26 protein-coding genes and 1 pseudogene are annotated in these 25899 nt (G+C 69.8%); 13 read left to right on the top strand and 14 right to left on the bottom strand.

Annotated elements, in window-relative coordinates; translation table 11 throughout:
• Window positions 1–16: 16 nt before the first annotated feature.
• Window positions 17–1030 carry a tryptophan--tRNA ligase gene (gene trpS, locus ABT025_RS29705; RefSeq protein ID WP_351001096.1) on the top strand — a complete coding sequence of 338 codons (1014 nt, stop codon included), beginning with the start codon at window positions 17–19 and terminating at the stop codon, window positions 1028–1030.
• Window positions 1031–1136: 106 nt separating this feature from the next.
• The gene (locus ABT025_RS29700; RefSeq protein ID WP_351001091.1) at window positions 1137–1727 is read left to right on the top strand and encodes a 2'-5' RNA ligase family protein; all 591 of its coding nucleotides are present in this window, start codon (window positions 1137–1139) and stop codon (window positions 1725–1727) included.
• 89 nt (window positions 1728–1816) lie between these two features.
• Here ABT025_RS29700 and dprE2 read toward each other — a convergent pair whose 3' ends face one another.
• Both dprE2 and dprE1 read right to left on the bottom strand, forming a co-directional pair.
• Window positions 1817–2617: a decaprenylphospho-beta-D-erythro-pentofuranosid-2-ulose 2-reductase gene (dprE2, locus tag ABT025_RS29695; protein ID WP_351001088.1), complete on the bottom strand. Its 801-nt coding sequence runs from the start codon at window positions 2615–2617 to the stop codon at window positions 1817–1819.
• A gap of 100 nt (window positions 2618–2717) precedes the next feature.
• Complete coding sequence (gene dprE1 / locus ABT025_RS29690) at window positions 2718–4079, bottom strand: FAD-binding oxidoreductase (RefSeq protein ID WP_351001085.1); 1362 nt, start codon at window positions 4077–4079, stop codon at window positions 2718–2720.
• A gap of 140 nt (window positions 4080–4219) precedes the next feature.
• Between dprE1 and ABT025_RS29685 the strand changes: the two genes are divergently transcribed.
• Window positions 4220–5197, top strand: a complete 978-nt coding sequence (locus ABT025_RS29685) for a YihY/virulence factor BrkB family protein (RefSeq protein ID WP_351001083.1) — start codon at window positions 4220–4222, stop codon at window positions 5195–5197.
• Here ABT025_RS29685 and ABT025_RS29680 read toward each other — a convergent pair.
• Complete coding sequence (locus ABT025_RS29680) at window positions 5145–6413, bottom strand: D-alanyl-D-alanine carboxypeptidase family protein (RefSeq protein WP_351001080.1); 1269 nt, start codon at window positions 6411–6413, stop codon at window positions 5145–5147. The genes ABT025_RS29685 and ABT025_RS29680 overlap by 53 nt on opposite strands.
• Before the next feature lie 121 nt (window positions 6414–6534).
• Here ABT025_RS29680 and ABT025_RS29675 point away from each other — a divergent pair, with 121 nt between their 5' ends.
• From ABT025_RS29675 to ABT025_RS29665, 3 genes are all read left to right on the top strand, one after another.
• Entirely contained in the window at window positions 6535–6780 is a 246-nt protein-coding gene (locus ABT025_RS29675; RefSeq protein WP_351001077.1) for an SCO4848 family membrane protein, read from the top strand.
• Window positions 6781–6851: 71 nt separating this feature from the next.
• Window positions 6852–8207 (top strand): metallophosphoesterase, encoded by a 1356-nt coding sequence (locus ABT025_RS29670; RefSeq protein ID WP_351001140.1) that lies wholly within the window; start codon window positions 6852–6854, stop codon window positions 8205–8207.
• 238 nt (window positions 8208–8445) lie between these two features.
• Entirely contained in the window at window positions 8446–9999 is a 1554-nt protein-coding gene (locus ABT025_RS29665) for an ABC transporter substrate-binding protein (protein WP_351001138.1), read from the top strand.
• A gap of 88 nt (window positions 10000–10087) precedes the next feature.
• Here ABT025_RS29665 and ABT025_RS29660 read toward each other — a convergent pair whose 3' ends face one another.
• The 4 genes from ABT025_RS29660 to ABT025_RS29645 form a co-directional block, all read right to left on the bottom strand.
• A complete protein-coding gene (locus tag ABT025_RS29660; RefSeq protein ID WP_351001074.1) occupies window positions 10088–10804 on the bottom strand; it encodes a TetR/AcrR family transcriptional regulator in 717 nt (238 codons plus the stop codon).
• A gap of 23 nt (window positions 10805–10827) precedes the next feature.
• Window positions 10828–11277 (bottom strand): thiol-disulfide oxidoreductase DCC family protein, encoded by a 450-nt coding sequence (locus tag ABT025_RS29655; protein ID WP_351001071.1) that lies wholly within the window; start codon window positions 11275–11277, stop codon window positions 10828–10830.
• A 9-nt stretch (window positions 11278–11286) separates the two neighbouring features.
• A complete protein-coding gene (locus ABT025_RS29650; RefSeq protein WP_351001068.1) occupies window positions 11287–11724 on the bottom strand; it encodes a hypothetical protein in 438 nt (145 codons plus the stop codon).
• 67 nt (window positions 11725–11791) lie between these two features.
• Window positions 11792–13018 (bottom strand): MFS transporter, encoded by a 1227-nt coding sequence (locus ABT025_RS29645; RefSeq protein ID WP_351001065.1) that lies wholly within the window; start codon window positions 13016–13018, stop codon window positions 11792–11794.
• Window positions 13019–13105: 87 nt separating this feature from the next.
• Between ABT025_RS29645 and ABT025_RS29640 the strand changes: the two genes are divergently transcribed.
• On the top strand, window positions 13106–13615 hold the full coding sequence (locus ABT025_RS29640) for a MarR family winged helix-turn-helix transcriptional regulator (RefSeq protein ID WP_351001062.1): 510 nt from the start codon (window positions 13106–13108) through the stop codon (window positions 13613–13615).
• A gap of 142 nt (window positions 13616–13757) precedes the next feature.
• Here ABT025_RS29640 and ABT025_RS29635 read toward each other — a convergent pair whose 3' ends face one another.
• The 6 genes from ABT025_RS29635 to ABT025_RS29610 all read right to left on the bottom strand — a co-directional run bounded on the left by ABT025_RS29635 (window position 13758) and on the right by ABT025_RS29610 (window position 18986).
• A complete protein-coding gene (locus tag ABT025_RS29635; RefSeq protein ID WP_351001060.1) occupies window positions 13758–14660 on the bottom strand; it encodes a hypothetical protein in 903 nt (300 codons plus the stop codon).
• 162 nt (window positions 14661–14822) lie between these two features.
• Entirely contained in the window at window positions 14823–15599 is a 777-nt protein-coding gene (locus ABT025_RS29630) for a succinate dehydrogenase iron-sulfur subunit (protein WP_351001057.1), read from the bottom strand.
• Window positions 15599–17353: a succinate dehydrogenase flavoprotein subunit gene (gene sdhA / locus ABT025_RS29625; RefSeq protein WP_351001054.1), complete on the bottom strand. Its 1755-nt coding sequence runs from the start codon at window positions 17351–17353 to the stop codon at window positions 15599–15601. The genes ABT025_RS29630 and sdhA overlap by 1 nt, the downstream gene beginning before the upstream one ends.
• Before the next feature lie 30 nt (window positions 17354–17383).
• Complete coding sequence (locus ABT025_RS29620; RefSeq protein WP_351001051.1) at window positions 17384–17857, bottom strand: succinate dehydrogenase hydrophobic membrane anchor subunit; 474 nt, start codon at window positions 17855–17857, stop codon at window positions 17384–17386.
• A 5-nt stretch (window positions 17858–17862) separates the two neighbouring features.
• Window positions 17863–18243, bottom strand: coding sequence for a succinate dehydrogenase, cytochrome b556 subunit (sdhC, locus tag ABT025_RS29615; RefSeq protein ID WP_026249405.1), 381 nt, complete (start codon window positions 18241–18243; stop codon window positions 17863–17865).
• A gap of 242 nt (window positions 18244–18485) precedes the next feature.
• Window positions 18486–18986, bottom strand: a complete 501-nt coding sequence (locus ABT025_RS29610; protein ID WP_351001047.1) for a 2-oxo-4-hydroxy-4-carboxy-5-ureidoimidazoline decarboxylase — start codon at window positions 18984–18986, stop codon at window positions 18486–18488.
• Between the two features lie 345 nt (window positions 18987–19331).
• On the opposite strand from ABT025_RS29610, the gene ABT025_RS29605 reads away from it, so the two are divergent.
• The 6 genes from ABT025_RS29605 to ABT025_RS29580 all read left to right on the top strand — a co-directional run bounded on the left by ABT025_RS29605 (window position 19332) and on the right by ABT025_RS29580 (window position 25315).
• Window positions 19332–20933: a beta-N-acetylhexosaminidase gene (locus ABT025_RS29605; protein ID WP_351001044.1), complete on the top strand. Its 1602-nt coding sequence runs from the start codon at window positions 19332–19334 to the stop codon at window positions 20931–20933.
• A 124-nt stretch (window positions 20934–21057) separates the two neighbouring features.
• The gene (locus tag ABT025_RS29600; protein WP_351001041.1) at window positions 21058–21885 is read left to right on the top strand and encodes a DUF4328 domain-containing protein; all 828 of its coding nucleotides are present in this window, start codon (window positions 21058–21060) and stop codon (window positions 21883–21885) included.
• A 152-nt stretch (window positions 21886–22037) separates the two neighbouring features.
• Window positions 22038–22607 (top strand): hypothetical protein, encoded by a 570-nt coding sequence (locus ABT025_RS29595; protein WP_351001039.1) that lies wholly within the window; start codon window positions 22038–22040, stop codon window positions 22605–22607.
• Between the two features lie 590 nt (window positions 22608–23197).
• On the top strand, window positions 23198–23950 hold the full coding sequence (locus ABT025_RS29590) for a hypothetical protein (RefSeq protein ID WP_351001037.1): 753 nt from the start codon (window positions 23198–23200) through the stop codon (window positions 23948–23950).
• Between the two features lie 633 nt (window positions 23951–24583).
• A complete protein-coding gene (locus ABT025_RS29585) occupies window positions 24584–24922 on the top strand; it encodes a hypothetical protein (RefSeq protein ID WP_351001034.1) in 339 nt (112 codons plus the stop codon).
• 90 nt (window positions 24923–25012) lie between these two features.
• On the top strand, window positions 25013–25315 hold the full coding sequence (locus ABT025_RS29580) for a hypothetical protein (protein ID WP_351001031.1): 303 nt from the start codon (window positions 25013–25015) through the stop codon (window positions 25313–25315).
• Window positions 25316–25659: 344 nt separating this feature from the next.
• On the opposite strand, the pseudogene ABT025_RS29575 reads toward ABT025_RS29580, so the two are convergent.
• Window positions 25660–25899 (bottom strand): annotated as a pseudogene (locus tag ABT025_RS29575) (hypothetical protein); the annotation flags it as partial.

Genomic DNA, 25899 nt, shown 5'->3' with positions numbered 1-25899 from the left:
TGAGACAATGAGTTCCATGGCCTCTGAACGTCCCCGTGTGCTTTCCGGAATCCAGCCCACCGCAGGCTCGTTCCACCTCGGCAACTACCTCGGCGCGGTCCGTCAGTGGGTGGCTCTGCAGGAGTCCCACGACGCGTACTACATGGTGGTCGACCTGCACGCGATCACCGTCCCGCAGGATCCCGCGGAGCTGCGTGCCAACACCAGGCTCGCCGTCGCCCAGCTGCTTGCCGCCGGGCTGGACCCGGAGCGCTGCACGCTCTTCGTCCAGAGCCACGTCCCCGAGCACGCCCAGCTCGGGTGGGTCATGAACTGTCTGGCCGGATTCGGCGAGGCGTCCCGGATGACGCAGTTCAAGGACAAGTCCGCCAAGCAGGGCACCGACCGCACCACGGTGGGGCTCTTCACCTATCCGCTGCTGATGGTCGCCGACATCCTGCTCTACCAGGCCGACCAGGTCCCGGTGGGAGAGGACCAGCGCCAGCACCTGGAGCTGACCCGCAATCTCGCCGAGCGGTTCAACGGCACCTACGGGGACACCTTCACCGTGCCGGACCCGTACATCCTCAAGGAGACGGCGAAGATCTACGACCTGCAGGACCCGTCCGCCAAGATGAGCAAGTCGGCGGCGACCACCAAGGGTCTGATCAACCTCCTCGACGAGCCGAAGACGACCGCCAAGAAGGTGAAGAGCGCGGTCACGGACACCGACACCGTGATCCGGTTCGACCAGGCGGAGAAGCCGGGCGTCAGTAATCTGCTGTCCATCTACTCCACCCTCACCGACACGTCGGTCGCCGACCTGGAGCAGAAGTACGAGGGCAAGGGCTACGGTGCGCTGAAGACCGACCTCGCCGAGGTCATGGTCGATTTCGTCACACCGTTCCGTACCCGCACCCAGGAATATCTCGACGACACGGAGACGCTGGACTCCATCCTGGCCAAGGGAGCGGAGAAGGCCCGGGCCGTCGCCGCCGAGACCCTGGCGCGAACCTACGACCGGATGGGCCTTCTGCCGGTCAAGCACTGAGTCCAAGGACCCTGGCGTCAGGACCTCCACAGGCGGCACACTGGCGGCGTAAAGCATGCGGCCGGCAGTGGCTGAAAACAGACCATCGAGGATTGAGGAGAACGACGTGGGGACCGTAACGCTCGGCGTTTCGATCGCGGTCCCGGAGCCCTACGGCAGCCTGCTCCAGGAGCGGCGCGCGAGCTTCGGGGACCCTGCCGCACACGGCATTCCCACCCACGTCACCCTCCTGCCGCCGACCGAGGCGGAGGCGGCCGACCTGCCCGCGGTCGAGGCGCACCTCGCCGCGATCGCGACCGGCGGCCGCCCCTTCCCGATGCGACTGTCCGGCACGGGCACCTTCCGCCCGCTCTCGCCGGTCGTCTTCGTCCAGGTCGTCGAGGGCGCATCGGCCTGCTCCTGGCTCCAGAAGCGGGTCCGGGACGCCTCCGGGCCGCTGGTGCGCGAGCTCCAGTTCCCGTACCACCCGCATGTGACCGTGGCGCACGGCATCTCCGAAGCGGCGATGGACCGGGCCTACGCCGAGCTCGGCGACTACGAGGCGTCCTGGACCTGCGGTTCCTTCGCCCTGTACGAGCAGGGTGCGGACAGCGTCTGGCGCAAGATCAACGAGTTCCCGTTCGGAGCGGGCGGCGGCAGCCCCGCCGTCCCCGCGCAGAGCGGCAGCTCCATGGACGCGCCCTCGCTCCACGGCTGAGGAGCCCGCGGGCCCCGTACGCCACCGCACCCGTACGCCACCCCCTTGCTCCACAGCCGAGCGGGCCGGGCGGGCGACTGCCCTCCGCCTCAGACGGGCAGGCGCCGGAACAGCGGCCGCGGCACATGTCGCAGCGCCGACATCACGGCCCTCAGCGCTCCCGGCACCCACACGGTCTCCGAACGCCGCCGCAGCCCCGTCACGATCGCTTCCGCGACCGCGTCCGGCGTGGTCACGAGCGGGGTCCGGGTGAACGGGATCATCGCGAGCGGCGCCTCGGCCGCCGCGGGGCCGGACCCGGCCGGCGCGGTCGCAGGCCGGACGAGCCCGGGCCGTACGACCATCACGTGCACGCCCGTCCCGTGCAGTGCGTCCCCGAGGCCCTGCGCGAACGCGTCCAGGCCCGCCTTGCTCGACCCGTAGATGAAGTCCGCGCGCCGGGCGCGCTCCCCCGCCACCGAGGAGAGCACCACCAGGGAGCCATGGCCCTGCGCCTGGAGTGCGCCGGCGCACACCAGACCGGCGGAGACGGCCCCCGTGTAGTTCGTCTGGGCGACCCGGACCGCGGCGAGCGGCTCCTCCTCGTCACGCTCCTGGTCGCCGGGGATGCCGAAGGCGAGGAGCACCATGTCGATGTCGCCCTCGGTGAAGATCTTGCCGAGGCCGGTCTCGTGCGACTCGGTGTCCAGCGCGTCGAAGTCGACGGTACGGACGTAGGCGCCCCGGCCGCGCAGTTCGGCCGCGGCCGACTCCAGGGCGGGGGAGGGGCGTCCGGCCAGCCAGACCGTGCGGGTGCGGCGGGCGATCAGGCGGCGGGCGGTGGCGAGCCCGATCTCCGATGTGCCGCCGAGGATGAGCAGGGACTGCGGGGCACCGAAGGCATCCTTCACGGGAACGCTCCTTAAGGGCGGGTGGCGGAAGGCGGAAGGTGGAGAGCGGAGGGGGCGTTGCCGGAGGGGGTGCGTTGCCGGCGCGGTGGTTGTCGCGTCGTCAGAGGGAGAGCCTGCGCGACAGATCCGACCGGAATGCCCCGTGCGGGTCCAACTCGGCTCGGAGCTGCCGGAACGCGTCCAGTCGCGGGTACATCGCGGCCAGCGTGTCGGGGCGCAGCCGGGAGTCGGCCGTCAGACAGACCCGGCCGCCCGCCGCCGCCACCTCCTCGTCCATGCGGTCGAGGAAACGGGCCAGACCCGGCAGGGCCGCGGGCAGATCGAGGGCGAGGCTCCAGCCGGGTTCCGGGAAGGACAGCCAGCCGGGATCGCCGGGCCCGAACCGTTTGAGTACGGCGAGGAACGAAGGGCAGCGCCGCTGCGAGACCTGTCCGACGATCCGGCGCAGTGTCTCCGCCCGTCTGTCCCCGACGGCGAACTCGTAGTGCACGAAGGCGCTCCGGCCGCGGATCCCGTGCGCGTGCGGCGTGCCGTCCAGAGGGTGGAAGAACGTGGAGATCCGCTGGAGTTCACCGGTGCGGGACCGGGGCGCGCGGCGGTAGCGGAGCTCGTTGAACGCGGCGGCGGACATCCGGCCGAGCAGCCCGCCGGGCACGAACTCCGGTGCGAGGGAGTGCGCGGGAGGCAGGGGAGCGGAGCGGAAGAGCAAGGGCGTGCGCCGGGCGTGCGCTGGGAGCATGTGAAGAGGGGCGTGCTCCCCCTGGGTCAGGATGCCGCGCCCGGTGGACCGGCCGCGGGCGGTCAGGTCGACCCAGGCGGACGCATAGCGGTGGCGGCGGCTGCCGGTGGCGAGCCTCGTCATCAAGTCGTCGAGATCGAGGGCCCGTTCGGTGTCGACCGACATCAGTGACGTCACGACGGGATGGAACCGCAGCGTGGCCGAGAGGATCACCCCGGTCAGGCCCAGGCCTCCCGCGGTCGCGTCGAAGAGCGGAGTGCCGGGGCGGACCGTACGGATCCCGCCGTCCGCGGTGAGGAGTTCGAACTCCGTGACGTGGCGGGAGAAGGAGCCGGCGATGCGGTGGTTGTGACCGTGGACGTCGGAGCCGATCGCCCCGCCCACCGTGATGTACCGGCTGCCGGGCGTCACCGGCAGGAACCAGCCCAGCGGCAGCATCACCTCCAGCAGCCGGTGCAGGCTCACGCCCGCGTCGCACACCACGACACCGGTGCCGGCGTCGATGGTGCGGATCCGGTCGAGCGCCGTCATGTCGAGGACGGAGCCCCCGGCGTTCTGGGCCGCGTCGCCGTGGGACCGGCCCAGGCCACGGGCGATCGAGCCGCGCGGCCCGCAGCCGCGCACCGCGGCGACGGCCTCCTCGTAACTACGGGGGTGAAAGCGCAGCGCGGTCGTCGGGGCGGTACGGCCCCAGCCGGTCAGGGACACGGTGTCGACAGACATGAGGGTGACCGTATCGCCCGAGAAAACACCTTTGAGGGATTTGTTACAACACTCACCGAAATGGGTGATTGAAAGGGTGTCATCTCCCGCGCGGCGGACCGGTCGCCGGTTTTCGGTGCCCAGGAGGGTAGTCGTACGTTATGGACTGGCTGAAAAAACTCCCCCTCATCGGGCCGCTCGTCTCCCGGCTGATGGAGACGCACGCCTGGCGCAGCTACGAGACCCTGGACCGGGTGCACTGGGCCAGGCTGGCCGCGGCGATCACGTTCATCAGCTTCCTCGCCCTCTTCCCGCTGATCGCGGTCGGCGCGGCGATCGGCGCGGCGCTGCTCTCCGACGAGCAGCTGGACAAGATCGAGGACAAGATCGCCGAGCAGGTGCCCGGCATCTCCGATCAGCTGGGCATCGACAATCTGGTGGCCCACGCGGGGACCGTCGGGCTGGTGGCCGGTGCGCTGCTGCTCTTCACCGGCGTCGGCTGGATCGGCTCGATGCGGGACTGCCTGCGCGCGGTCTGGGAGATGGACGACCTGGACGAGGGCAATCCGGTCCTGCGCAAACTCAAGGACGCCGGGGTGCTGTTCGGGCTGGGCGGGGCGGCCCTGGTGACCCTGGCGATCTCCTCGGTGGGGTCCGTGGCAGTCGGCCGGGTCGCCGATCTGCTCAACATTCCGGAGAACGGCGCGGGCGGCGTACTGCTGCGCGTCGCGGCCCTGGTGGTGGCGGTGATCGCCGACTTCCTGCTGTTGCTCTATCTGCTGACCCTGCTGCCCGGCGTCGAGCCGCCGCGACACCGGCTCGTGGTCGCCGCGCTGATCGGCGCGGTCGGGTTCGAGCTGCTCAAGCTGCTGCTCGGCAGCTATATGAAGGGCGTCGCCTCGAAGAGCATGTACGGAGCCTTCGGTGTGCCGATCGCGTTGCTGCTGTGGATCAACTTCACGGCGAAGCTGCTGCTGTTCTGCGCCGCCTGGACTGCCACACGGAGCAAGGGGGACGCCGTCCCGGCGGCGGACACGGAAGAGGACTCCGTGCCCGCCGCCGGAAAGGAAGCCGGGGGCAGCACCCTCAGCGGCGGGGAAGGCGGCGCACCAGGTCCGGCAGCGGCCAGCGCCGGTTGACCAGGAACGCCGCCCCGGCCAGCAGCACCAGCACACCGCCGACGATGCCGAGGGCGATCCCGACCCCGCTCGTACGGTCGGCGGCCGCGACGGCCTTCGTGGCCCCGGGGCCGTTCCCGCCCTTGGCGGCGGCCGGCTTGTCGGCCTGGGAGCCCTTGCCCGTGCCCGTCCCGGTTCCGGTCTCGGCGGACTTCGGCGGAACGAGTTCGCCGACCGGGGTGACCTTGCCGCTCGCGGCGAAGCCCCAGTCGAGCAGGCTCGCCGCTTCCTTGTAGACGGCGTGCGTCTCGTTGGACGACGGGTTCATGACGGTGACGAGCAGCACCTTGCCGTTGCGCTCGGCGACGCCGGTGAAGGTGTTCCCGGCGTGCGTCGTGTAGCCGTTCTTGACACCCGCGATGCCCTTGTACGGAGTGACGCCGTCGGCCCCGGTGAGCAGCCGGTTGGTGTTCTGGATACCGAAGCTCTCGCGCTCCTTGCCCTTCTTCTGCTCACCCGGGAACTGTGCCGTGGCGGTCGAGCAGTACTCGCGGAAGTCCGCCTTCTGCAGCCCGCTGCGGGCGAACAGCGTGAGGTCGTACGCGCTGGAGACCTGGTTGGGGGCGTCGTAGCCGTCGGGCGACACCACCGTGGTGTCCAGGGCCTGGAGCTCGTCCGCGTGCGTCTGCATGTCGGCGACGGTCTTGGGCACCCCCCCGTACATCGAGGCCAGCACGTGCACCGCGTCGTTGCCCGAACGCAGGAAGACCCCGAGCCACAGGTCGTGCACCGTGTAGCTGAGGTCTTCCTTCACGCCGACCAGGCTGCTGCCCTCGCCGAGATCCGCGAGGTCCTCGTCCTTGACCGTGTACTCACGGGTCTTCGGCGTCAGCGTCGGCGCCTGCATCACCGTGTCGGCGAAGAGCATCTTCAAGGTGGATGCCGGAGGCAGCCGCCAGTGCGGATTGTGCGAGGCGAGCACGTCGCCGGTCTCCGCGTCCGAGACCATCCAGGACCTGCCGGTCAGATCCTTCGGCAGGACCGGAGCGCCGGCGCCGAGGTTGACCTGGGTCCCGCTCCGGCCGAGCTGCACGCCGCCGACCTGTGACATGCCGGCGGGCGGCTTCGGCTCGTCGTCCGTGGTGTCCTGACCGACCGCGGACGCGGGACCGACGAGGAAAACGGACAGCAAAGCGGCAGAGGTGACCGACAGCGCGGCCTTCTTGAGAGCTGGCACGGTCGAAAACGTACATGCAGTTGATCTGAATATGGATACCGGAGGTATGACCCGCCGTGTGTACCGCCGGGACAGCCCACCCCGGGCGGAGCGGCCGGAGCGTGACGGAGATACTGATTCCATGAAGCTCAGCCGCCCCGTCTCCTGGTTCCTGCTCGCTTTCGGGGTATGGAGCTGGTTCATTTGGGTCACTTTCGTAAAAAATCTGTGGAAAGACGGCAGTGGTCTCGCCTTCGACGACGCGGGTGACCCGACTGCCTACTTCTGGGTGCATCTGCTGCTCGCCATCACGTCCTTTCTCCTGGGGACGGCAGTGGGAGTGATCGGGTTCCGTGGCGTCAGGGCCCTGCGCAGCCAGGGCTCTTAGTACGTCGACTTCCGGCCGGTGCCGGATGCGGACAAACGAGACGAACGAGGCGGGGAGTGCGCGTGGCGGTCATGGGGTTCGCTCTGCTGGCGACCGCGGTGCTCGCGCTACTGGCCGTCGTGCACCGGTACGTGTGGCGCCGCCTCGTCGGTGACACGACGACAGCGGGCAGCCCCCTGCGCCGGGCCGGAACGGTGGCGGCGTACGTCCTGCCGTTGCTGAGCGTCGGCGCACTGGTCTCCGGGCGCACGGGGGCACCCTTCTGGCTCCAGCAGGTGCTGGCCTGGCCCGGCTACCTCTGGCTGGCCGCCCTGCTCTATCTGACGCTCGCCCTGCTGGCCGGCGAGGCGGTACGGCCGCTGCTGCGCCGGCTGCTCGCCCGCCGGGCCGCGGGTGCGCCCGAAGCGGCCGCGCCGGAAGCGGTGGCGGCGGAGACGGCCGCGCCGGAAGCGGTGGCAACGGAGACGGCCGCGCCGGAAGCGGTGGCGGCGCCCGCCGAACCGGTCACCGCCGCACACGCGTCCACCCTCACGACTGCGGCCCCGGCGGCTCCGGTTCCGCCGACCGCGGCCCCCGCGTCCCCGGCCCCCACCCCCGCCGGCCCTTCGCGCCGCCTCTTCGTCGCGCGGGCGGTCGGGGGCGCCGCCGCTGCCGCCGGACTCGGTACGACCGGCTACGGCGCCTACGGGGTGTTGCGCGGCCCCCGCGTCAAGCGCGTCACCGTCCCGCTCGCCAGGCTGCCCCGGTCCGCCCACGGCTTCCGGATCGCCGTCGTCAGCGACATCCACCTGGGCCCGATCCTGGGCCGGGCCCACACCCAGCGGATCGTCGACACGGTCAACCGGACCCAGCCCGACCTGATCGCGGTCGTCGGGGACCTGGTCGACGGATCGGTCGCCGATCTCGGCCCGGCCGCCGAGCCGCTCGCCCGGCTCCGCTCCCGGCACGGCGCGTTCTTTGTCACCGGCAACCACGAGTACTACTCGGGGGCCGCCGAATGGGTTGATCACGTAAGGGAATTGGGCCTTCACCCGCTGGAGAACTCCCGGGTCGAGGTCGACGGCTTCGATCTCGCCGGAGTCAATGACATCGCGGGCGAGAGCGAGGGGCAGGGCCCCGACTTCGGCCGGGCGCTCGGCGACCGGGATCCCGGTCGTGCCGCCGTCCTCATGGCCCACCAGCCCGTCGTCATCGACGAGGCGGTCGAGCACGGCGTGGACCTGCAGCTCTCCGGGCACACCCACGGCGGCCAGCTCTGGCCGGGCAACTACATCGCGGAACTGTCCAATCCCACGGTCGCGGGGCTCGAACGCTACGGCGACACCCAGCTGTACGTCACACGCGGCGCGGGCGCCTGGGGTCCGCCCGTGCGGGTCGGGGCGCCGTCCGACGTCACCGTCGTCGAGCTCGCGTCCCGCCGGGCGTAATCGCCGCACTGTTCACAATCCCCGCCCAACGACTCCGAAATGCCCGTTCGGGTGACCGGTGATGAACCCTCTGTATTCGACCTATCGACCCAAGGTTTCAACTAACGAACAAAAGGCTATGAGCCTCCGATTTCCTCTTCCAGATGTGAAAACCGTGTGATTGGCTGAGCGCGAACGTGCGGTGATCTGCGTATCTGAGCGCGACGCCGAGGTGGGGCTGGTAAGGGAGAGCACGGCAATGCGGTCGATCCGGCTACGGATTCTCGCGATTCTCGCGGTATTGGTCATCGCAGGCGTCGGCGCCTGGCAGTTGCTTCCCTCGGATGAGGGGAAGAGTGATCCGGTCACGGTCGGCACGACCGACGAGGTGACCTCGCTAGACCCGGCGGGCGCGTACGACGCGGGTTCGTGGGCGATGTACAGCAACGTCTACCAGTCGCTCATGACGTTCAAGTCCGGGGCGATCGTCCCCGAGCCGGACGCCGCCGAGAGCTGCGGCTTCATCGGCGGGAAGCTGCAGACGTACCAGTGCAAGCTCCGTGACGACGTGACCTTCTCCGACGGCAAGGAGATCACCGCCGAGGACGTCAAGTACTCCTTCGACCGGATGATGGAGATCAAGACGGACGTCGGTCCCTCCGTCCTGTTCCCCAGTCTGAAGAACGTGGTGGCCGAGGGCCGGACCGTCACCTTCAACCTCTCCGCGCGCGACGCGACCTTCCCGCAGAAGCTCGCCACCGGTGCGGGTTCGATCGTCGAGAAGGACGCCTACTCGGAGCGCAAGCTGCGCACCGACAACAAGGTCACCGGGTCCGGGCCGTACGTGCTGAAGTCGTACAACCCGGGTGTCTCCGCGGAGCTCGTGCCGAATGCGAACTACAAGGGCGCGCTGAAGAGCACCGGTGGTCCGGTCACCGTGCGCTACTACAAGCAGTCGGACGAACTCCTGGCAGCCTGGAAGTCCGGGCAGGTCGATGTCACGCACCGTCAGCTCCCGTCGTCCACGCTCGCCGAGCTGGACACCGCTGACGTCGGCCAGCGCGTGACCGAAGCCGACAGCGCCGAGATCCGCAACCTGGTCTTCAACGTCCGCAAGAGCTCACCGCTCGCCGACAAGAAGGTCCGCCAGGCCATCGCGGCGCTCATCGACCGCGCGCCCCTGGTGACGGACGTCTTCAAGAGCACCGTCGAACCGCTCTACTCGCTGATCCCGCAGGGCTACATCGGGCACAGCACCCCGTTCTTCGACGCGTACCCCGCGCCCGATTCCGAGCGTGCCAGGGAACTGATGCTGGAGGCGGGTGTCCAGCTGCCGCTGCACATCAACTTCGCCTATCGCGACGATGCCGAGTACACGAAGGAGTCCGCGGAGATCCGTCGCCAGCTGGAGGCGGACGGGCTGTTCAAGGTCACGATGAAGGCCGTGGAGTGGCAGACCTTCCAGAAGGGGTACGCGGCCGGTGAGTACGACATGTACACCCTCGGCTGGCTCCCCGACTACCCCGACCCCGACACCTTCAGCCAGCCGCTCGTCGGCCGCGACAGCAGCCTTCACAACGGCTACACCAGCAAGAAGATGGACCAGCTGATCAGCTCCACGCTGCAGTACAGCGACCGCAGCCGCACCTCGGCCGACTTCAAGGAGCTGCAGAAGCTGGTGGGCGAGGACGTGCCCCTCGTACCGCTGTGGCAGAAGAAGGACTACGTCCTCGCCAAGCCCGACATCTCCGGTTCGCAGTACCTCTCCGACGGCACCGGCATCTGGCGGCTGTGGGAACTGGGCTGGATCTGATCGGCATCGGTGCACGACGGCGAGCGGCCGTCCCGGGATTCGGATCCCGGGACGGCCGCTCGGTCGTTTCCGCACCGTCCTGCCGTCGTCACCCGGCCGCGGTCCGGCCCGTCGCTCCGGGCAGGAACTCCTCCAGCACCTCGTAGACCTGGCGCACGAGCGGCCGCAGCACCCGGAACCGGGACAGGGCGACGGCCCGCGCGACGATCGGGGCGGTGCGCTCGACGAGGCGGCGGCTGCGTTCGGCGTCGTCCGTCCGGTCGTAGACCCAGTACAGCACCAGGCCCATCTGGTTCAGCCACATCAGCTGGGGCAGCAGCTCGGCCAGTTCGGGGTCGATCTTGGTGCCGGAACCCGCCAGGCAGCGCTCGTGGATGGAGATCGCCGCCTCACGCGCGGCGACCGAGTCCTGCGAGAACGGGCTGAGCGGGCTTTCGGGGTCCGCGGCGTTCTTGAAGAACTGGGCGGCGAAGCGGTGGTACGGCTCCGCCACGTCCAGCCAGCAGAGCAGGACCCCGCGGATGCGTACCGCGAGGTCCTTGTCGCCGGCCAGGACCTGCTGGACCGCCGCTTCGTGCTCGGCGGCGATCCGGTCGTAGAAACCCTGGACGAGATGTTCCTTGGACGAGAAGTAGTAGTACGCGTTCCCCACGGAGACGCCGGCCTCCTGGGCGATGGCCCGCATCGTCGTCTTGTCGTAGCCGCGTTCGGCGAAGAGCCGGAGCGCGGTTTCGAGGATGAGTGTGCGGGTCTGCTCGCTCTTGGGAGCCTTGACTTCCTTCACGTCGTTCTCTTCCTTCACCACGGTCCCGAGGGTATCCGGACCGGCTACGTTCCAGGGCCGGGGCCCCGCACCCGGCACTCCCCGCCCGCACCTCCGCCGCCGTCCGTGCGGCACGGCTCGGCCGTCAGGGAGCGGTACTTGGCGGCGGCGAGGACGGTGGCCCGGGCGAACGGCCGGCCGGCCGGGGTGGTCAGCCAGTGGGCCGTCGGCCGGTACCCGTCCAGCGCCCAGAGGCAGACGATCCACGCGGAGGTGGAGCGGTAGATCTGCCCCCGGTCACCGATCACCGTGATCTCCTCCAGCGTGCCGGAGTGGTCGAGACCGGGAAAGCGGCGGTGCGCCTCCGCCGAGTCCGCCGGCACGAGGTCGAGTGGGACCAGCTGACGCCGGCTCATCAGCCACTGGCGCAGATGGACGCAGAGCGAGCACTGTGCGTCGTAGAGCACGGTGAGCCGTTCGACGGACAGCCGCCGTCCATCGGTGCGGGTCGTCATGGCCGGTCCTCACACCCTGGGGGCGGGCGCGGCCCACGGTCCCTGTCCCGGGCCCTGACCCACCCAGCCCTGCGGCGAGACGGGCGGGGTCTGCTCGCGTTCCATCAGGCCCCGGCGGCGGATCTTGTTCAGCACGTAGACGTTGCCCAGGTGCATGACCCCGAGGACGAGCAGGACGACGCCGACCTTGACCGACAGTGCCTCGAAGAGCTGCCGGGCGTCGGCGACGCCGTCGGAGTTCTTCAGGTAGAGCGTCACGAACCCCAGGTTGACCAGGTAGAAGCCCACCACCAGCAGGTGGTTGACGGCGTCGGCGAGCTTCTCGTTCCCGTGCAGCACATCGGCGAGGAACACCTTGCCGTTGCGGCTGAGCGTGCGGGCGACCCAGATGGTGAGCGCCACGCTGATGAGCAGATAGATGACGTACGCGACAACAGTGAGGTCCATGCCCCACCCTCCCTTGAACGCGTTCAAATGCTGTTGTCATGGACTGTAGACCCGTCTTTGAACATGTTCAAGCCGCGGCTTCGGTGGTGGCCGTCACGCTCTTCGCGGGCGGTCCGAAGTTCCGTACGCCCGGCACGGCCGCCGTGGCCAGGCAGGCCGCACCGACCATCAGTCCGGCTGCGGCGAGGGGGACTTCGGCGCCCCATGCGGCAGCGGCGAGCGGGGCCAGGGTGTAGCCGAGCGGCATCGCGCCGAGCGAGAGCAGCCAGTCGTACGAGGTCACCCGGGCGAGCGCGTGCGTGGGGACGGCGGACTGGACGGCGGTCTCCCAGACCGGGTTGAGGAACCCGAGTCCGGCCAGGGCGATCCCGTACGCGATGACGGCGACGGCGACGGGGGCGTGCGCGGCCAGCAGGCAGAGCGGGAGTGCGTAGAGGGCGAGGCCCAGGTTGGCGACGAGGACCGGACGGCGTGGCCGGGCGCGGCCGGCCACCAGGGAGCCGAGCAGCAGTCCGACGGCTCCGGTCTGGAGGAAGGCGACCCAGGCGCCCTTGCCGCCCAGGTCGTGGAGGAAGAGCGCCGGGCCGAGCGTCATCAGGACGGCGGCCGCACCGTTCCAGACGGCGTGGGCGATCAGGCTCGTCCAGTACCAGTCGCGGCTCCGGACCTCGCCCCAGCCCTCCTTGAGGTCGGCGATCACCGAGCGCCGCGGGATGGGGACGTGCCGGATGTCGATCGCGGCCAGCAGTGCGGCGCTCACGGCGAAGGTCGCGCCGTCCAGGACGAAGGCCCAGCCCGGCCCCGCGGTGAACACCAGCGCCCCGGCGACGGCCGGGCCGCCGATCCGGGTCGCGCTGCCGGCCACGGCCATCAGGGCGTTGGCGCGCAGCAGTCCGGACTCCGGCACGGTGCCGCGGATGAGCGGCGAGACGGTGGGCATCGAGAAGGCACCGGCGGCGCCGCCGATCGCCTCGGCCACGGCGATCTGCCACAACGCGGGTGTCCCGGAGAGCAGTTCGGCGCCGACGAAGAGCTGGGTGACGCACCGTACGAGGTCGGTGGTCAGTGCGACCGTGCGGGCGTTGAAGCGGTCACCGACCACGCCGCCGAGCGGCAGCAGGAGCAGCTTCGGCACCATCGCGCAGGCGAGCACCAGGGCGAGGGCGCCGGTCGAGTCGGTGGCCAGGTAGACGGCGATGCCGAGTGCGGCGGGGATCGCGGCGTCACCGAGCAGCGAGAGGCTGCGTCCGACGAAGAGCAGACGGAAGGACCGGGTACGTAAGGGGTGAGGCATGGGCGGGAATCTATTTCGTCACCGAACTATTCGTCAACGAAATATCAACTTCCGAAGCGTGGGAGGGTCCGGCGTAGGCTGTGGCTCATGCAGCAACGCGACTGGACCGACGGCCACGTGGAGCGATGGAAGCCGGTACTTCCCGACCTCGACCCCGATGTCGAGGGCGCGGTGACGCGGATGAAGAAGCTCTCCGTCCATCTGCGCCGGGTGCGTGAGCAGTCCCTGGTCGACTTCGATCTGGACCGCCAGGAGTTCGACACGCTGCACAAGCTCGCCGGCCGCAGCGGCAAGGCGGCCCCTTCCGAGCTCGCCGCCGACCTCGACCTCGCGCCCGCCTCCGTCACCGGCCGGCTGGACGCCCTGGAGCGCCGCGGATTCGTCCGCCGCAAGCCTTCCATCACCGACCGGCGGCGCGTCGATGTGGAGTTGACGGACGAGGGCCGCGCGACCTGGCTGGGCGCGATGGACATCCTCGGCCACGAGGAGTACCGGCTGCTGGGCGTGCTCGACAAGGACGAACGCACGCTGTTCAACGACATGTTGCGGCGCATCATGGTGGTCGCGGAGCACAAGGGCGGCGCGGACTGGGACTGACGGTCGAGGCAGCGCACCGGGCCTGCGAGGAGCCGTGGCGCCCGGCCTCGCAGGCCCGCCCCCCGCGGCACCGCCCTCGCCCCCGCACCCGGCCCTGCGAGGTGTCTCCCCGGCCCCGCTCGCCGTCCCGCTCACCGGCCCGTCAGGCGCCTTCCCCGGCGCCCTTGCGGTCCCGGTCTCCCGTGCCGTCCCCGGCCCCAGTGCCGTCCCCGGCCCCAGTGCCGTCCCCGGCCCCAGTGCCGTCCCCGGCTCCCTCGCGGCCCTGGGGCGTTCCCTCGGCGGCGTGCCGCGCCAGTTCGGCACGGAGCTCGTCCGGGCCGAGGGCCAGCAGCTCGCCGATCGCCGCGTTCCACCCCTCGGCCGCCCGTTCCGCTCCGGACCGGAACTCCCGTCGCAGCGGCCCGCCGGCCACCAGCAGGGCGACCGCGGCGAGCGGCCGCAGCAGCCATCGTCCGCGCACGGTCACCGTGACCTCCACCCGCCACCGGCCGTCGTCGGTCCGCTGCGGCCGCAGATACAGCCGGGCATCGGCCAGCAGGTGCTTCACCCGGGCCGTCGCCGGGGCGCGCGCCACCGGCAGGGCCCCGGGCGGCAGCGCAGCCGCCGACCACCACGAGGCCAGATCGATCCGCGCCTTCCCCGATCCGCGCTGCAGCACCCCCGAGTCCGCCGGGCCCCTCATCCGCGCCTCCGCCTCCACCAGCCGCGGCTGGTCGGGGCTGCGCAGACGCAGGGTCAGCCGCGCCGTGAGCTCGTCGGAGGACAGCAGCTGCTCCACGGCGACCGCGCTGCCGCGCCGCCACTCGCGCACGACCATGGTCATCTGTTCCGTCGCGCCGGCCCCCGTGAGGGCGTACCGCGCGCCCGGCCGCAAGTGACGGCCCCTGACCAGCTGGAGATCAGCGACGGGTGTCCCGTCCCCCAGGACGACGTCCCGGCCGCGGGCCCGGGTGGATTCGGCGAAGTCGCACATCAGCGCGGTCACTTCGCGGAGCCACTCCGGCTCCACGGGCAGGACGGTGACGGAATGCCGGAGCACGGCCATGGTCTCCCGCCCCCTTCGGATGCTCCCGGGTCCGTTCGCCCGGGGGGTCCGACCGTACCGCCGGGCAGCTCCCCGTACGGCAAGAGGCCCCGTCCTCCGCAGTGTTCCTGCGGAGGACGGGGCCTCTTGGTGCGCTCGGAGAATCCCGGCGATCCCGTGGGATCAGAAGCGACGCGTGATCAGCGCGCGCTTGACCTCCTGGATCGCCTTCGTGACCTCGATGCCACGCGGGCAGGCGTCCGTGCAGTTGAAGGTGGTGCGGCAGCGCCACACACCGTCACGGTCGTTGAGGATCTCCAGGCGCTGCTCGCCGCCCTCGTCACGCGAGTCGAAGATGAAGCGGTGCGCGTTGACGATCGCCGCCGGGCCGAAGTACTGGCCGTCGTTCCAGAACACCGGGCACGAGGACGTGCACGCGGCGCACAGGATGCACTTGGTGGTGTCGTCGAAGCGCTCGCGGTCCTCGGGGGACTGCAGACGCTCGCGGGTCGGCTCGTTCCCCTTGGTGATGAGGAAGGGCATGACGTCGCGGTAGGCCTGGAAGAAGGGGTCCATGTCGACCACGAGGTCCTTGAGGACCGTGAGGCCCTTGATGGCCTCGATCGTGATCGGCTTCTCCGGGTTCAGGTCCTTGATCAGCGTCTTGCAGGCCAGCCGGTTCTTGCCGTTGATCCGCATCGCGTCGGAACCGCAGATGCCGTGCGCGCACGAGCGGCGGAACGTCAGCGTGCCGTCGGTCTCCCACTTGATCTTGTGAAGGGCGTCGAGGACACGCTCCTTCGGGTCGATCTCGATCTGGAAGTCCTGCCACTGGGCCTCGTCGGAGACCTCCGGGTTGAACCGGCGGATCCGGAAGGTGGCCGTGATGTACGGCGAGTCGGCGAAACCGGCCTCGGGCTCAGGAGCCCTGTCTGCCTTTTCCAAGGTGGGGGTAGCCATCAGTACTTACGCTCCATCGGCTGGTAGCGGGTCACGACGACCGGCTTGTAGTCCAGCCGGATCGACTCGGTGCCGTCCTCGGCGACCTCGCGGTACGCCATGGTGTGGCGCATGAAGTTGACGTCGTCGCGGTTCGGGTAGTCCTCGCGGTAGTGACCGCCGCGGGACTCCTTGCGCGCCAGCGCCGAAGTCGCCATGACCTCGGCGAGGTCGAGCAGGTTGCCCAGCTCGATGGCCTCCAGCAGGTCCGTGTTGAACCGCTTGCCCTTGTCCTGGATGGACACGTTGAGGTAGCGCTCGCGCAGCTCGGCGATCTTGTCGACCGCGGTCTTGATCGTCTGCTCGGTGCGGAACACCATCACGTTGGCGTCCATGCACTCCTGCAGCTCCAGGCGGATCGCCGAGACGCGCTCGGTGCCCGTGGAGTTGCGCAGCCGCTCGACCTGGTCGACGACCGTCTGCGCCGGGTTCTCGGGAAGCTCGATGTAGTCGTTCTTCGCGGCGTACTCGGCGGCGGCGATGCCCGACCGGCGTCCGAAGACGTTGATGTCGAGCAGCGAGTTGGTGCCCAGGCGGTTGGCGCCGTGCACGGAGACACAGGCGACCTCGCCGGCGGCGTACAGGCCCGGGACGACGGTGGTGTTGTCGGCCAGCACCTCGCCCTCGACGTTGGTCGGGATGCCGCCCATGGCGTAGTGCGCGGTCGGCTGGATCGGGATCGGGTCCGTGTAGGGCTCGATGCCGAGGTACGTACGCGCGAACTCCGTGATGTCCGGGAGCTTGGCGTCCAGCTGCTCCGGCGGCAGGTGCGTGAGGTCGAGGTAGACGTGGTCGCCGGCCGGACCGCAGCCGCGGCCCTCACGGATCTCCGTGTAGATGGAGCGGGACACGACGTCACGGGACGCGAGGTCCTTCATGACGGGCGCGTACTTCTCCATGAAGCGCTCGCCGTCCTTGTTGCGGAGGATGCCGCCCTCACCGCGGGCGCCCTCCGTCAGCAGGATGCCCATGCGCCAGATGCCGGTCGGGTGGAACTGGAAGAACTCCATGTCCTCCAGCGGCAGACCCCGGCGGTAGCAGGCGGCCTGGCCGTCACCGGTCAGGGTGTGCGCGTTCGACGTCACCTTGAAGAACTTGCCGGTGCCGCCCGAGGCGTAGATGACCGACTTCGCCTGGAAGACGTGGATCTCGCCGGTGGCCAGCTCGTAGGCGACGACGCCGGCGGACTTCTTGACGCCGTCCTCCTCGACGACCAGCTGGTCCAGGACGTAGAACTCGTTGAAGAACTCCACGCCCTCCTTGACGCAGTTCTGGTACAGCGTCTGGAGGATCATGTGGCCGGTGCGGTCGCCCGAGTAGCAGGCGCGGCGGACCGGGGCCTCACCGTGGTTCCGGGAGTGACCGCCGAACCGGCGCTGGTCGATCTTGCCCTCGGGCGTACGGCCGAACGGCAGGCCCATCTTCTCCAGGTCGAGAACGGCGTCGATGGCCTCCTTCGCCAGGATCTCGGCGGCGTCCTGGTCGACCAGGTAGTCGCCGCCCTTGATCGTGTCGAAGGTGTGCCACTCCCAGTTGTCCTCCTCCACGTTGGCGAGCGCTGCGGCCATGCCGCCCTGCGCCGCGCCCGTGTGGGAGCGAGTGGGGTAGAGCTTGGTCAGCACGGCGGTGCGGCTGCGCTTGGTCGACTCGATGGCCGCGCGCATGCCGGCGCCGCCGGCGCCGACGATGACGGTGTCGTACTTGTGGATCTGCATGGTTTACCTCTGGTCCTTCGGGCCCGGCGCCTAGCGGATGTTCGGGTCGAAGGTGAAGATCACCAGCGTGCCCAGCAGGACGGTGAACACCGTGGCGGTGTACAGCAGCATCTTCAGCCAGAAGCGGGTGTTGTCCCGTTCGGCGTAGTCGTTGATGACCGTACGGAGACCGTTGGCACCGTGCAGCATGGCGAGCCACAGCATCGCCAGGTCCCACATCTGCCAGAACGGCGAGGCCCAGCGGCCCGCCACGAAGGCGAAGCCGATCTTGGAGACGCCGCCGTCCAGCACCAGCTGGATCAGCAGGTGGCCGATGACGAGGACGACCAGCACGATGCCCGACAGGCGCATGAAGAGCCAGGCGTACATCTCGAAGTTGGTGCGCGAGCCCTTGGGGGTCTTGCCGGTCCGCTTGCGCGGCGGCTCGATGACGGGCGCCGGGTTGTCGACGTCGTACAGGGCTGCGCCCTCGACGTCGCCGATCGCGGAAGTCTCGGTGGACATTGGCCTCAGCTCCCGAATACTTCGCGTACGGCGTGGCCGAGGACGGGGTACAGGGCCCCGACCATCAGCACGATCCAGATACCCAGTACGGCCCAGAGCATCTGCTTCTGAACGCGCGGGCCCTTGGCCCAGAAGTCCACGGCGACGATGCGCAGACCGTTGAGCGCGTGGAAGAGAATCGCGGCCACCAGGCCGTATTCGAGGAGCGCGACGATCGGCGTCTTGTACGTGGACACGACGTCGTCGTATGCCTCGGGGGAGACGCGGACGAGTGCGGTGTCCAGGACATGTACGAACAGGAAGAAGAAAATGAGGACACCGGTGACTCGATGAGCCACCCAGGACCACATGCCTTCCCGGCCGCGGTACAGCGTTCCAGCCGGCACGGAAGAACCCTCCGGGAGCGGGGATTGGGGTCGGCCGGCTTGACTGTCGGTCTGACCCGGCCGGGTACGGTCCACCGGCCCCGGCCATCGTAGCGACGGATTGTCGGTTCGATCGCGCGGGGGCCTCTGGTGTGATCAAAGTGGCAATGAATCAGGCACGGACGGGCTATGGACAGGGGTCGACGGGCCTGTTTGCCCGCCTGTGGCGGGGAATCGGCGCGCCGGGGTCCGCCGCCAACCCGTTACTGACTCGATACCAGCTCGATGATGCGTCCCCGGGCGAGTCGCCGCATCTCGTCGGCCGTGACCACCCGCTCGTGTTCGGGCTCGTGCCCCAGCCGGGCCCGGATGCCGGCCAGCACCTGGTCGGGGTGCTCGGCGGGCCGGACGTCGTCCAGGCAGATCACGAAGACATGACCGAACCTGCATTCGTACGCGGCGTGCGCGGCCGCCAGCGCGAGATGGGCGGAGTGCGGCGCGTCCGGGGGCAGCCCCGGGGAGACCTCGACGGCCAGCGCCTCGGTGCGGTCGGTGGGGGAGAGGTCGTAGCCCGCCTCGTCGGCGGCGGCGAGCAGTGCGTCCAGGTCCGGGTACGGGCGGTGGCCGGCCAGCCGCTGCGCCCAGCGGCGGCTGCCGTAGCACTCCAGCAGGACGGCCTCGGCCTCGGCGGCGGGCGCCGCGTTGAACCGGCGCAGGCAGTAGGAGGTGCGGCCGGGCACGGATCCACGGTTCTGTACGGGCACCGCGGCCCGCCGGGCGGAAGGGGGCGGCTGCTCGGGGAGGCCGGCCTGGGACTCGCTGGACCTGGACAGCGTGGGCTCCTCGAATCAACGGCATCTGTGAACCTGGAGTGGGGAGGGACCGAAGAGATCAGGTAGATGCAGGGTGAAGGGAGAGACGAATGTGCCTCAAAGCTAGCGACGCGGGGCAACGGCCGTCCGACGGATGCGCGAATTTCACCCGGACGGGAGAGTTTCGGGATGCCTGAGAGTCCAATCGGCGAGGAGAATGCCCGGCTATCTCCCTACATCCACTCCGTTTCTCTCCCTCCTGCCCTCTTTCCCCCCGAAACCGGAGGTTTCTGACTGATGGCACCCTCACGCGGCGCCCTCATGGCCGTTGCGGCGGTGGCCGCGGCGACCGTCACCGTCGCCGCCTGCGACAGCTCCGGCACCGAACACCGCAACGGCGCCGAGACGTCCCGCTCGGCGGCGTCACCGTCCGCGTCCCCCAAGCCCTCCCCGACCCGGAGCTACCCGCTCTCGAAGACACCCCGCACCATTCCCTCCGTACGCGAACACACCCCCGCCCGCGGCCCCGGCTGGCAGCCGGGGAAGAACAGCGCCGTGGTGATCGGCAAGGGCGACAAGGCGCTCGCCGACGAGGGGCGGCTGCTCGCCGGCGAACTGAGGATCAGCTACCGGGGCGAGGCCGCGGCCCGTGCGGGCGACGTGGAACTGGCCCTGAACCCGAAGGCCGGGGGCGGGCCCGAGTCGTACGCCCTGCGGACCCACGACGGACGTGTCACGATCAGCGGACCCGCCGAGGCAGGCGTCTTCTACGGCACCCGCACCCTCAAGCAGTCCGTGCGCGCCGACGGCACCATGCCCGAGGGCGAGGTGCGCGACCGTCCCGACCGCCCGCAGCGCGGGCTCAACCTCGACATCGCGCGCAAGCACTACAGCGCCGGCTGGATCAAGGACCGGCTGCGCAGCATGGCCGACATCAAGCTCAACCAGCTCGGCCTGCACTTCTCCGACGACCAGGCCTTCCGCATCGAGTCCGACACCCACCCCGAGGTCGTGTCGCCCCAGCACCTGACCAAGGCCGAGGTGCGGAGCATCGTCGACCTGGCCGGCCGGCTGCACATCGAGGTCGTCCCCGAGATCGACTCCCCGGGCCACCTCGGGGCGGTCCTGCTCGCCCACCCCGAGCTCCAGCTGCGCAACGTCTCGGGCGTGCCCTCGAAGGGATCGCTCGACATCTCGAAGCCGGGCGCGGCGAAGCTCGTCGACGAGCTCCTCGGCGAGTACACCGAACTGTTCGGGGGCGCCTACTGGCATCTGGGCGCCGACGAGTACCAGGCACTCACGGTGCCTGATCCCGCCGCCTCGTACCCGCAGCTGCAGCGCGCGGCCGTGAAGAGGTACGGGGCGCAGGCCGGCATCGAGGACCTCGCCACCGGCTGGCTCAACGACCGGGCGGCGGTGGTCCGGCCGCACGGCATGAAGCCCAAGGCGTGGAACGACGGGCTCTTCCGCGACAGCACCGTCCGGGCCGACAAGGACATCGAGATCGAGTACTGGACGGGCAAGGAGTACGGTGCCCGGCCGCCGGAGGACTACCTGCGCGAGGGGTTCAAGATGCTGAACCTCAACGACGAGTTCCTCTATTACGTGCTCGGCCAGCCCAACGCCTTCGTCTATCCCACGGGCAAGCGCATCTACGAGCAGTGGACCCCTCTCGTGCTGCGCGGCACGAGTCCCGTTCCTGCGAAGTACTCGGACCAGATCCTCGGCGGCCGGTTCGCCGTCTGGGGCGATCTGCCGAACGCCCAGACCGCGGAGCAGGTGGCGCAGGGCATCCGGATGCCGCTGCGGGCGACGTCCCAGAAGCTGTGGGATCCGGGCAAACCGAAGCTCAGCTGGGACGCCTTCAAGGCGCTCGCGACGGAGATCGACCAGGGCTGACCGCGGATGGTCCGAACCCCGTGGACAGCGTGGCGCGCGGAGGCTACCTTCCGCTTGCCGCGTGGTCCGGGGAGGGACGCGCGCTCCGTGCGTAGACGTCCGAATCCTGGGGGGTTCCACTTTCATGCTCTGCTCGCTCTGCGGTACGAGACCTGCCACCACCGCCGACGGGCGGTGCACGGTGTGCGCCGCCTTCCGCCGTTCACGGGCGGGCGGGCTGATGCCGACGCCGGCGGGGCCGCAGACCACCCGGTTCCTGCGGTCACCCGTCGGGCTCGGCAAGGCGGTGTGCGTGCTGCTCGGCGCGGTGGCCGTGGCGGACGTGCTGGCGCTCGGTGCCGGTGTCCACTCGCGGCAGGTGCTCAGCGAGGGGATGGCCGACGACTTCCTGACGTACGACGAAGCGGCGGGGGACCGCGCCGACATGCTGTACCAGGCCTCCGGATCACTGCAGGTGCTGACCTTCCTGGCCACCGTCGTGGTCTTTCTCGTCTGGTTCCGGCGAGTCCGGCTCAACGCGGAGGTGTTCGACGCGTACGCCCACTCGATGCGGCCCGGCTGGGCGATCGGCGCCTGGTTCGTACCCGTCGGTGCTCTCTGGCTGCCCCACCGTGTCGCGAGCGGCATCTGGACCGCGAGCTCCCCGGGCGGCAGCAGCCGGCCTACGGCCCCACGCGGGCTGCTGCACGCCTGGTGGGCGGCGTTGCTCTGCTCCGTGGCCTTCTCCCGGTACGCCGAGCAGGTCTACTCGGACGCCGAGGAGCCGGACGAGATCCTGAACGCCTTCGACCAGGTCATGGCCGCCGACGCGTTCGACATCGTCGCCGCCGTGCTCGCGATCCTGTTCGTGCGCCGGCTGAACGCGATGCAGGGCGAGCGGGCGGCGCAGGGGCCCGCTCCCGTCGTCGCGCCGATTCCGGCGGAGCGGGCCGACTGGCGCCGGGCGCACTGACGACCTGGCGCGAGTGCCGGACGACAGCGGGGCCGAGCGGCTGATATCAGACGGTACGAGTGACGATTTTCGGCCATTCGGCGCTGAAGGCGATAAGACGACGCGCTGCGTCCCCGTACGTCCGTGCACGGGGAGGCCGACGGGAGACGCCGATGAGCCTGCTCGAACTGATCGCCGCCGCTGACGCCCGGGGGCTCGCCGCGAGCGGGGCCGCCTGCCTCGACCGGTGCCTGCCGCAGCCCACCAGCGGGACCGAACCGGATCCCCTGCGCCCGCTCTGGGCCGGCTGCGCCGACCCGGACGACTGGCCGGACCGGCTGGCCGAGGCGCGGGCGGCGCTGGACGCCCTGCCCGATCCGCCGGAGAGCGTCCTGCGCATCCGGACTCTGCTCGGCGAGGCCCCCGCGGACCGGTCGGACGAGGCGCTGCGCGCCTGGGCGGGCGCGTGCTCGGTGCTGGCCCTCGACATCCACTGCGGGCACGACGCCGTACGCGCGGACGCCACGGAGCTGGTGGAGCGCTGCCGGGCCGGCGATCCGGAAGGGGCGGGGCCACTGCTGTCCGGGGAGGCCGCCCGGCAGGTCCGGATCCTGGAGATGCTCGCGGAGACCGGGGACGCCGCCCCCAAGGGTGCGGGGCTGCGCCAGGTGAGGGACGTCTCGACCGAGGGCCGGCGGGTGCTGCGGGCCGCGGTCTCCCGGCGGGCCCGGGTGCGCGGCTGACGCGGTACCGGTCCGCCTCCGGGGCGGGTTGCCCCGGAGCCGGACGCGACGACGGGCCGGATCATGGAGTGGATCAGGGCCGTCGTCGCGCACCTCCGCACCTCGCCGTCGGCCGGCCTGCGGACCGGCCTCGGCGATGTTTGGCGCCGGCGGCTGGACGCCTGCCCCGACGAGTGACGGAGAGACGGCTACCGGGCCGCCCCTGGCCTGCCCGGAGCGGCTGCTCTCTGCCTCCCGGGCCCGCGTCGACCTTCGTCGCCGGCACGTTCACCGAGGCTGCGGATCTTCGAGTGGTGAGATCTGGCAGGTGGGACACGCCGTACTCTCCGGCAGGAGAACTGGTCAGGGCTGACGAACCGATCCCGGGCTTCGACGAGTTGGAGGATCGCTTGCTCGCGGGCCGGCGTCGCCTTCGCGCATGCGGATGATTGCCGTGTCGTCGCAGATGGCAAAGCCCGTGAAGCAGCCATCGCGGTAGCAGTGCCCCGATGCCTTGGAGGGCGGGATTCCCGCCAAGCGTGGCTACGGGACAGCCCTAGGGCTGTGCAGATCCGATGGGAGCAACTTCGGTTCCGATGGGAGCAACTTCGGTGAGAATCACCATGGACGGCGACTGGCGCGCGGCGGTGACGGACGAGCCGCTGCACATCACCCCCCGCTTCGCAGGCGACGCCGTGTGCGTCATGCCCTGCGCGGACGTGAAGGAGCGTGAACGGTTCGTCGCGGAAGGCTTCGGTAGCCGGCACTGGCTGTGGGACACCCCCGATGTCTTCCGGTTCGCTCCGGACAGCCGGCAACTGGTCGGGGCCGAACTCCAGTTGCCGTACGTGTCCGCCGCCGCCGAGACGTCCACCCGCCTTCCCGCCATGCCTGCCGTACGCCCGGGCGGGCTCCGCGCGGAGGAGGTCCGGGACTTCCGGCATGAGACGTGCACGGTGCTGTGCCGCGCTCCCGGCGACGCCATGCTGATCTGTTTGCGCGACCTCGACGTCCTGGGTGAACCGCTGGAGGCCTGCATCGGCATCGCCCCGGACGTGGCGCTCCTCGTCCAGCACGGCACCGTCGTCGGCTGGTATCTGAACGACCCGGTCCGGTACTTGACCACTTGGTTCGCCGGCCCTGATCCAGCCCCGCCGTCCGACACCACGCGTCGGCTGCTCACCGAGTGCCTGGACCTGATCACCACGCCGGTGGTCGACGATCTGGTGGACGGCGAACCCGCCGCCCTGGCCCGACTCCGGGCCGCCGACGAAGCCCTGCGCAACCAACAAGAAGACCGGCACCGGGCCGACGCCCTGCTCGAACTCATCGCCACCATGGTCGAGGACTACGGAAACCGGTGACCGTGGTCGACGCGGGGCGTTCCGCGACGGGGGACATGCCTGGCGCCGCCCCCGTTCCCGGTCCTGCTCCCGACCGTCCATCATGTTCACATCGATCTTCTCGGTCTCGGCGACTGAAGGTAATCTTGGGCCAGGTATTCAAGTTCCGTTTTCGAGGCCCAGCGGGCGGGCTCGCAGTGAACCTGCGGGCGGAATTCGCTCCGATCGAATCCGGGGTCCCGCCGCACAGTATGCAGATACACAGAAGGATCTGGCTCGGCCTACCCGAATCCGGCCTGCACTGGAAGGACGCTGCCTGGTTGGCGTTCGGGGTCTCCATCAATTCCCGCGCCCTGAGTGAACTCCTGCCCGATGGCGTTCTCATTCACGTATCTTCACTCGACCATCCCCTGAGTGACTATCAGTCCGAGGCGGCAGCGCTGGCCATGGACGGGTGGCTCCATGAGCGGTTGGACATGGAGAGTTCAGGTGCTGCCGTCGCGTACGAGGCGTCACGAGGCCAGTTCGCATTCGCTTGGGGGGAGACTGCCTCCCCTTTCTCCGACGCTCCGCGTTGAAGCCTTCTGCGTGGTGAAATCCGCCCTGCCCGCCTGCCCTTGCCGGAGGGCAACCGTTCCTCGGAGGACCAGAATCATGTTCCGTGATCATCAGGAGCTCGATGTGACCGTGATCGCGGTCGCTGCGGTGGGCTCGAAGGTCGATGCCAACGGCGAGACCGGATTCATCGACCAGGTGAAGCACCCCTCCTGGTGGGACGAGAGCAGCGCACCGCCCCGGGCCGGGGACCGGCTGCACGTCGTCGTGCTCGACGCGAGCCGCGAGGAGCCCCGGTTCAGCGCGCTGCAGCTGGACATCGACATCGCGCGTCGCCTCCGGGACGCCGGCGGAGCCTGCCGGGGCAGGCCTTCTCGCAGGCGGATGACGGCAACGGCCGCATTCTCGAAGGTGTGGGAATCAATGTGCCCGGAGTGAAGGCGAAAGAGGGAATCATTGAGGCCCTGGGGTGGGATGCCAAGCTTGCGTCCGGGCGGATGAAGAAATTTGTGACGGAGGCTTGCGGGCATGGGTGAAGAGGCTTCTGGAGAGCTCCAGATCTACTCGGTGGAGGGCAGCGGTGGCGCGGTCGCTACGTGCATTGTCCGCTGCGTAGGCGGCGTGGTGCGCGTCGGTCAGCAGTTCAGGACTCGTCCGACTGGCGACGTAACAGGTGATCCGGTGCTCTTGAATCTGGACTGGATCAATTGCTATGAAACAATGATGGATTTCCTCCATCCGCCCTATGGTGCCGTCGTTCAATTGTCCGGGAGCGGGGTTGAATCACTGAAGCGGGGCGTAATCCTCGCCTCTATCGCAAATGGTGAGTGATGATGGCTCCACGCCCTCGTCAACTGCCCCACGGTACGCAATGGCGCTGATCATCGACTTCGATCGCCCGTCTGTCGCTCAGGGGGCGGAGCCGGGACCGTCTCCACGTCAACGGGAGCGGTACGAAGGTGAGTTGTTTCTCGGTGCCGCGCCACGGCGGAAAGGATCATGGCGCGGAGCCGGCCCGGATCCGGCCCTGAGCCCGTCCGTGCTCCGGCCCGGATCCGGCCCTGAGCCCGTCCGCGCATCGCCACCGGCTGATGCGTCGGCCTGCGCAGTGACGGAGAGGCGATGAGTGAAAGCCAACGCCTGCCGCCGGTCGCCGACTTCTGGTTCCGGAGCCCTCACGGCTGCCGGGACGCTCTCGTGCTCCTGCCCTGTGGGGGAGGGGGCGTCGGGTGGTCCTTCGACGGTGCGGTCGCGGGTGTTCCGGCCGACTTCCCGGGCGCGGAGGCCGCGTTGTCGGCGCCGGACAGCGCGGCGCAGTACGTGTCCACGGTGTCGTCGCCGCCTGCGGCCTCCGCCAGGCGCCGGAACGCCGCGCCTTGGTGTTTGCCGTTGCCCCTGGTCCATGCGTGGCAGAG

Source organism: Streptomyces sp. NPDC002809 (assembly GCF_040295435.1).
Classification (GTDB): Bacteria; Actinomycetota; Actinomycetes; order Streptomycetales; family Streptomycetaceae; genus Streptomyces.
The sequence above is the reverse complement of the archived record's forward strand: the minus strand, read 5'-3'. Positions and strand labels throughout refer to the sequence as shown.